Source organism: Niallia yueguangensis (assembly GCF_052663115.1).
Genome location: NZ_JBQTCX010000016.1, coordinates 94,781 through 101,715, shown reverse-complemented (window position 1 = coordinate 101,715; position 6,935 = coordinate 94,781). Strand labels below are relative to the sequence as shown.

Below are 6,935 nucleotides of genomic sequence, written 5' to 3'. Positions count from 1 at the left end.
GGCCAGTTTCTTGAATAACTATAGGTTTACCTCATATTTATCCCGTTATGTTTTATTTTTCTCCCTTTATTGGAGGTATAAATGTAAAGAAAAGCAAGAAGTCCATATATGATACCTCCTAACAAGAAAAACGGTTCAACAATTATTAATAGTAAAGAAAGTGATTCTGATTCTAACAAGCTTTGAATTATCCCTGCACCACCGCGCAAACCCAATACCACACACGCTCCCCATGCTAAAGTGAGCAACAACCAGGATGGAAACCTTTGTCCCCATGCTTGAACAAGTGCAAGTGCAGTAAATGCAGCAATTATACATAGGGCAATTGCAATCAGATTAATGATGAATAACACTTCGCCCATCGTCCTGCCTTCAAATCCTAAAGTGCCTCCTGCAGCCCAGTAAATGTGGATTAACCCGAATAGAGTCGACCAAACAAAAGCTGCATAACCAGTAAAAACCAACCACCTCTCTGTTTTGTCCAGAGGATGACGATCATTATTGTTTTTGATTTTAGTAACTCCTTTCATTATGAGGGATAACAGAACAAGACAAACAAAAATAACAAAATAACTTTTTTGATAATTATTATTTCCCCCAAGAATTTTTGATTACTTTTTTATATTACCATTATAAGTAAATTTAACCACTTAGTATTCATTATTTCAATACTTCCAGAGTCTATTTAAATGTCAGTCTTAAGAATTAGATTAAAAGAATAATCAAGCCAAACTATGAAATGGCTGTTCTTCCACTAAAAGGCCCAATCCATTAAGAAGAGCGCATTTCTCGCTCCAGAAATGCGCCCTTTTCTTGAATAAACAAAAAGCTGATATTAGCTGGTATTGTTCAATTAACAATCCTTAACCGTTGTCAAGGATTGTTAACATTCTTGTCCCTTGTATAGTGAGTCTTAATATTTTGTCAGTTCAAACGATGGACAATTTCATATTGATTTCCACAGGGGTCTTCAAAATAAAATGCATAATAAGTAGGGCTAATTGGAAATAGTTTAGGGCCACTGGTAATCTTCCCACCAATTTCTTTAACAAGTTGGGCAAGCCTGTCAACTTCCTCGCGGTCTTTCGCCCAAAACCCAATGAGATTTCCATTAGGTTTATGTGTAGAGTCTTCAGTAATAGCGAAATAAGCTACACTTGGAAGATTCCCTTCGGCAGTAAACACTTTCCAATTTATACTGTGAAACGTTTGAGTAAACCCAAGCTCAGGAAGAAACTTCTCATAGAACGGCAAGGCTCTCTCCAGATTAGTTACTCTAAGGTCGATGTGACTAAATGGATTCATCACCTAAATCCTCCTTTAAATATTCAGGTTTTAAAATTGTATTTAAATGGAATTTTGCAATCTTTCTCTTATTCCCTCTAGAACTTTTTCCCAATATAATTTCATTTCTTCTCTAACATTCTTATCGGAGAGATTCTCTTGATGAAAACTAATCGTTGTTTTATTACTTACTTTCGATATAATACGGACTTGAACAGTAGAAGGTCTTTCCCATTCTTCTTTTTTCCAAGTTAGACGAAGCTGTTGTAACGGTTTAACAACCCGGATTTCCCCTGTCCCTGTTTTCGTAATGTATTTCTGACCTGTTTTAAGAATAATGCTAGTACTTTCTCCCAACCATAAATTCAATCCTTCTTCAGAAGTAATAAACTCCCAAGCTTTCTCCTGTGAGATAGGGAAAGTCCTTCTAACCCCTACTTGAAATCCAACGCTTTTCGTTTGTCCAATAATTCTATGGTTATCCATTTCTTCACCTCCCAATCTTTAACGATTTTTTGTTAGTGACTGTTATTTCGATTTACTTTCTAATAATTCCTTCTCTTGTTCCGCAATATGGCCCTTTTGTGGAATAAAAAGACGAACAGGAAGGGCACCTTTCTCCAATCAATACTAAAACTTTTTATACACCTCTGCGTAAGCCACTTTCAACTGCTCTCTAAGTTGTTTGTTATCATCTTCTAATTTCTTGACCTTCCGTTTCAGTGATTCAATAAGAGCATCCTTGTTGCTCTCATTCATTTCTCGCTTAACTTGTTTTGGTGTAGGTGCTTGTGATTGTTGTTGCCTTAATACTTCAATCCGTTCACGAATATCGACATTGTTGTATAGCGTTGCTTTCGTCACACCTGATTCACTTGATACGCTGTTAAAATTTATTCTTTCATTAGCTCGTATGAGCCTTTAAATGGCTTCGTCTACTTTCTGATTGGTGTTAGCTTTCCGTTGGGCGTGGATGCTCTTCATGTGGGCTAAACGGTCATATTTAGCCATTCGTTACACCTTGCTTTCTTTTCATCCGATCTTGTCTACCAAAAATTATGTTTCCTTCTTGAATTGTACTTAAAATCCCCTTATAGCGCTCTAAGTTTCTTTTGTTTTTCTCTGCAATATCTTCACGACTACGTTGCTTTGATATATCAATGGCTTTGGAAGTTGTTTGAATGAGTAATTCATATTTTTTTACATCTAATTCTGAAAAGCCGATGGCTAAGTCCTTACAAGGACTTCCACCGTTACACGTTAGACAAGGCGGTGCTTCCATGTGAGGGCAATTGCCATTTAAACGAGCGTGACAAGTTCCATAGGGGTTGTCCATCGCATTTAATTTATGATCTTGCCACAAGGCATCCAAAACATCATTAGGAATATCTTCGCCAACCTTGATTTCTTGTACCTCCCCGTTCAAATCAAAACTGAACACCCCTTGATTTATGACTTCCTCAAATGCTTTTCTTTTAGTATCATCCAATAATTTTGCATATCGCAAGGTCATTTCAGGGGAGGCATGGGCTAATAATTCTTGTACCGTTAAAATATCCGCACCACCGTTTAACATTTTAACGGCATATGTATGTCGGAACTGATGGAGTTTAAAATGAAATACAACTCCGTTCTCATCGACAATATTCTTTTGTTTTGCTAACCCATTTAACTGCATTTGAACCCAATTTTGAGAAAATGGTCTCCCCTTACGGGAACCACGATAGCGAATAAAGATAAAATCTTCGGGATTATTGTCTTGATTGCTATTCTCTTTTGATTGTTGAATTAATACCGCAAGGATATTGGCCAATTCTTCGTCAATGGGAATTCTATGTCCTTTCACATAGGTTTTCTCGATGTCGGTTACAATTGAGTATTTGCCATTTAGCTTTTCTAAGCAATCAGAGGTTAAGCCTAATACATCTGAAATGCGTAATCCCGTTTTAAAGGCAACCCACACGGCAGGAATGACTTCTTTGTGTAAGTCATTGATGTGAGTGAATAGTTGTTCCAATACAGTGTCAGGAATATAATCAATTTGGTCAATTGATTTTTTTCTTCGTTTCGGCTTATCTTCTGGAAAAAGTAACAATTTTACATGAATTTCAGGGGCGATGTCATATTCATACCGTTGAATGTCTTCGAGAAACTTTCCCACTATTTTTAGTACCTCGGATATATACGCTTCAGGATGTGCATTCTTTTGTGTTAGGTTGCTTTTGGCGTATTCATGCATCCACTGAATGTATTGTTCCATATGGAAACGTTTCAAGCCTTTTAAATCATTCCAAGCTGGTTCGAGCGAAAACACAAAAGATAGGAATTTTGGTAAAACCTTTAAGTAATTTCGTGCTGTACTCCAAGAAAAATTATTTTTACTTAGTAAGCGTTGCTTGATGTATTTTTTAACTTGCTGACGCATTCTTACCTGTTCGATTTTCGTGAAATCAATATAATAATTAGAATCGCTCTTAACATAATCAATCCCATATTGATCATGTAGAACTCGTACGTCCCATCTGTCTTTTTCCCATTCTTCACAAATGTCCGTTAGTTCAAAAAAACTTGAATGTAACAGTCGCAAAAAGTTTACTACGGGCGTTTTGTGTTTGTATTTGCCACAGGTCATGTGTTTTGAAGTTCTTTGTGTCTTAATTCCTTGCGCTTTTAACCAAAACATCCATTCTCGATCTGCTTTTTCAATGTCCAAATCAAGTAGGGAATGGAGAGTAGGGTATTTTTGATTCATGAACAAAGTTAATTTAGACAAGCATTTTGATTGTCCATTAAAAACAGTTCCTAGAGACCATTCATCTTTAAATAGCCTGTGATACCATACATACTTCACTTCTAAGTTGACCTTAGGGCTCGTGAATTGGAAATAAACATTTTGGGCTGAGCCTTTATAGTTTTCTACCATTTCTTTGAACTGCCTAATCTCACCTAAAAAGTCAACATTCCATGTATCATTGACTAAAAAATAAGGGTTCTTCACTTGCTCCATTATGATAGAGCCATCTTTATGAACTGTTCTCATATGATATGTTGACAACTCTTGTTGTAATCGTTCGTGGAGGCCCAATTTCCTTGTAAGCACCTGTTGAATATACTCCATCCTCTTAACACCCTTCAGTTCTTTTTGTTTATCTCAAATGCTTGCTGTGCTTTTTCCCAATCCTCACGAATTTCCTCCTCCGAAGGATGAAGGTATAGGTTCATCGTCGTTTGAATTTGAGAATGCCCCAAGCGTTCTTGTACTTGTTTAATATCTTTCGTTTTCTGGTAGAACATCGTTGCGTGTGTGTGACGAAATAGGTGAGGGTGAACGGTCATCCCTGTTTTCTTCCTCAAACGCTTAAAAAGGGCTTCTACATCTCCAAATGTCATTGGTTTTCCAATGTTCTTCCCCCGCAGCTTTACAAAGACAAAGTTCGTATCAAAATCCAATTCATCTACAACTTCATACAAATAATCATCATATAAATCCATTAATGCTTGAGATACAAAAATCTCTCGTTCGCCTGTTTTTAGCTTTGCCCCATTTTCTAATTCTCCTCGATCCACCAATCGAATACGATGGCCTTTTTGATAATCCACCTTAAAATCTTCTATGAATAGAGAAAGGACTTCTCCGATACGCAACCCTGTTTCAAATAACACTTGAATAAGAAATTTATCTCTTATATTCGTTGTTGCCTCGAATACTTGATGTACTTGTTCTTTCGTTAAAGTTTCAACTCTCTTACGAGGTTCCTTTAGTTTCAGTACATTTCGTACAGAAGGCTTGTCTCTGTTTATATGATGTAGGAAACTCTTGTAACGTAATCTTCCCCCTGTGAAGATTTGTTTCATTAACTTTTCAACCATGTCATTTTGTAGTTCTTCATTTCTGTACAAGTAATCATAAAGATTTGTAACAGCCGTAACCGTCAGGTTAATTGTCTTTTCCGTTTTCTTTGCTTTAATTAGTTTAAGAGAAGTAACTTTTGTACTTTCGTATGGGCTTCTTAGCCAAGCAACAAATTCCACAAAGTCCTCTAGCCCTATGTATTTATAATCTTTATTTGTTTCTTCTAAATAAGTAAAATACTGTTTCAATGAGTAACAGTAGGTTTTTTGTGTATTGCTGCTTTTACCTGTCGTATCTAAATATTTAATGTACTTTAATACAGGAAGAATAGGAACTCCACTCCGATCTAAAAGCATATACCGTTTGTTTCCATTCTCTAATAGAACTTCTTGAACCCTCATTATTAACTTCTCCCCTTACAATATAATTCCATATTCATGTATCAATTATATATTATACATTTAATACCAAATAAAAATGGTATGTATAGAGATTACAATATATAAAAAAATAGTGGATAATCTATGTAATATTAAACATAGCATCCACTATTTATTATAGTACGGTTAACCGTAGCAACCTAAAAATTTCATCTATTATACTGAATAAACTGCATTACATAAATCAATTGTAAACTGTCCTGCCATACCTTCAAAAGCAGTATTTGTAAAAGATACTACTGTAATCTCTTTTATTGGATCAACAAACCAAGAATGTCCATATGCTCCGCCTAACCTCCACGTACCTATCGACTCTTTGGTATTTGCTTCTTTGGGATTCTTTAAAATAGTAAATCCTAAACCAAACCCTCTACCAGGCCAATTATCTAGATCGAGGTCTCCAGTTTGTATTCGCAGCATCTCTTTTTTTATTTCTGCTGGTATTAAAGATTCCCCGGCTCTTAACTCCTCAAGAAATTTAATAAAGTCTAATGCTGAACCATTCATTCCAGAACCCCCTGATGGAAAAGCATCTTTATCAAAAGATCGTGCGGGTTCAAATTTAATCCCTGCAGTTCCCTCAAAAACTTGTGCTATTTCTATTTCTTCCATCCGTTTTGGGATTGGTGAGCCAGATAAATATGGGGTAACTATTCTGTTATTATCCTTAACATGAAATGTTGTATCAATCATATTTAACGGTTCAGTAATATATGACTTCACTAAAGCTGGTAATGAAGTGTTAGTAGCTTTGCTAATTACTGCACCAAGAACGTCTGTAGCTATAGAATATCCCCATTTTGTTCCAGGAGAATACAGTAATGGTACAGTGGAAAGTCTGTACATGTTCTCTTCTAGAGAAAGTCCTGATCGATCCATTCCATCTGAAACACCGGCTTTCTTATAAGCTCCTCCTTCTTGTTCCAAAAATCCATACGTTAAACCAGCTGTATGAGAAAGTAAATGTCTGATTGTAATTTTAGCCTTATCACCATTTAATAATTTTGGTTGAAAATATGGAAGCCATTTTGTTATTTCATCCTCTAATTGTATTATTCCTTTTGAGACTAAAATTAACGCTGCTGCAGAAACCATTGGTTTGGTCACAGATGAAAGGCGGAAAATCGAATCTTCTTTCATTTCTTTGTTTTCTTCTCTATCCGCATATCCTGCTGCACGTTTATAAACTATCTCACCACCTTTACTAACTATGGTCACAGTCCCAACAATATTATTACTTAAGATTGAATCATTAATTACTTGATCTACTCTATCATTCAAGAGCGAAATTTCTTTGTCTGTAGCAAACATTTTTACACACACCTTTCATATATCTTTATCACTCCTTAATTATATAA

6 protein-coding genes and 1 pseudogene are annotated in these 6,935 nt (G+C 35.8%); all 7 read right to left on the bottom strand.

Translation table 11 applies throughout. The features are described 5' to 3' along the window. Positions 1 to 26: 26 nt before the first annotated feature. Entirely contained in the window at positions 27 to 464 is a 438-nt protein-coding gene (locus ACTYA4_RS15210) for a DUF3995 domain-containing protein (protein WP_443481225.1), read from the bottom strand. Between the two features lie 460 nt (positions 465 to 924). Further along, entirely contained in the window at positions 925 to 1,305 is a 381-nt protein-coding gene (locus ACTYA4_RS15205; protein ID WP_443481341.1) for a VOC family protein, read from the bottom strand. Positions 1,306 to 1,347: 42 nt separating this feature from the next. After that, a complete protein-coding gene (locus tag ACTYA4_RS15200; protein ID WP_443481226.1) occupies positions 1,348 to 1,770 on the bottom strand; it encodes an SRPBCC family protein in 423 nt (140 codons plus the stop codon). Positions 1,771 to 1,914: 144 nt separating this feature from the next. Then, positions 1,915 to 2,295, bottom strand: a pseudogene (locus tag ACTYA4_RS15195) (DUF6262 family protein). Further along, the gene (locus ACTYA4_RS15190; protein ID WP_443481227.1) at positions 2,288 to 4,402 is read right to left on the bottom strand and encodes a tyrosine-type recombinase/integrase; all 2,115 of its coding nucleotides are present in this window, start codon (positions 4,400 to 4,402) and stop codon (positions 2,288 to 2,290) included. The pseudogene ACTYA4_RS15195 and the gene ACTYA4_RS15190 overlap by 8 nt, the downstream one beginning before the upstream one ends. Before the next feature lie 14 nt (positions 4,403 to 4,416). Beyond that, entirely contained in the window at positions 4,417 to 5,538 is a 1,122-nt protein-coding gene (locus ACTYA4_RS15185) for a tyrosine-type recombinase/integrase (protein WP_443481228.1), read from the bottom strand. A 195-nt stretch (positions 5,539 to 5,733) separates the two neighbouring features. After that, the gene (locus tag ACTYA4_RS15180; RefSeq protein ID WP_443481229.1) at positions 5,734 to 6,888 is read right to left on the bottom strand and encodes a serine hydrolase domain-containing protein; all 1,155 of its coding nucleotides are present in this window, start codon (positions 6,886 to 6,888) and stop codon (positions 5,734 to 5,736) included. Positions 6,889 to 6,935: the final 47 nt, after the last annotated feature.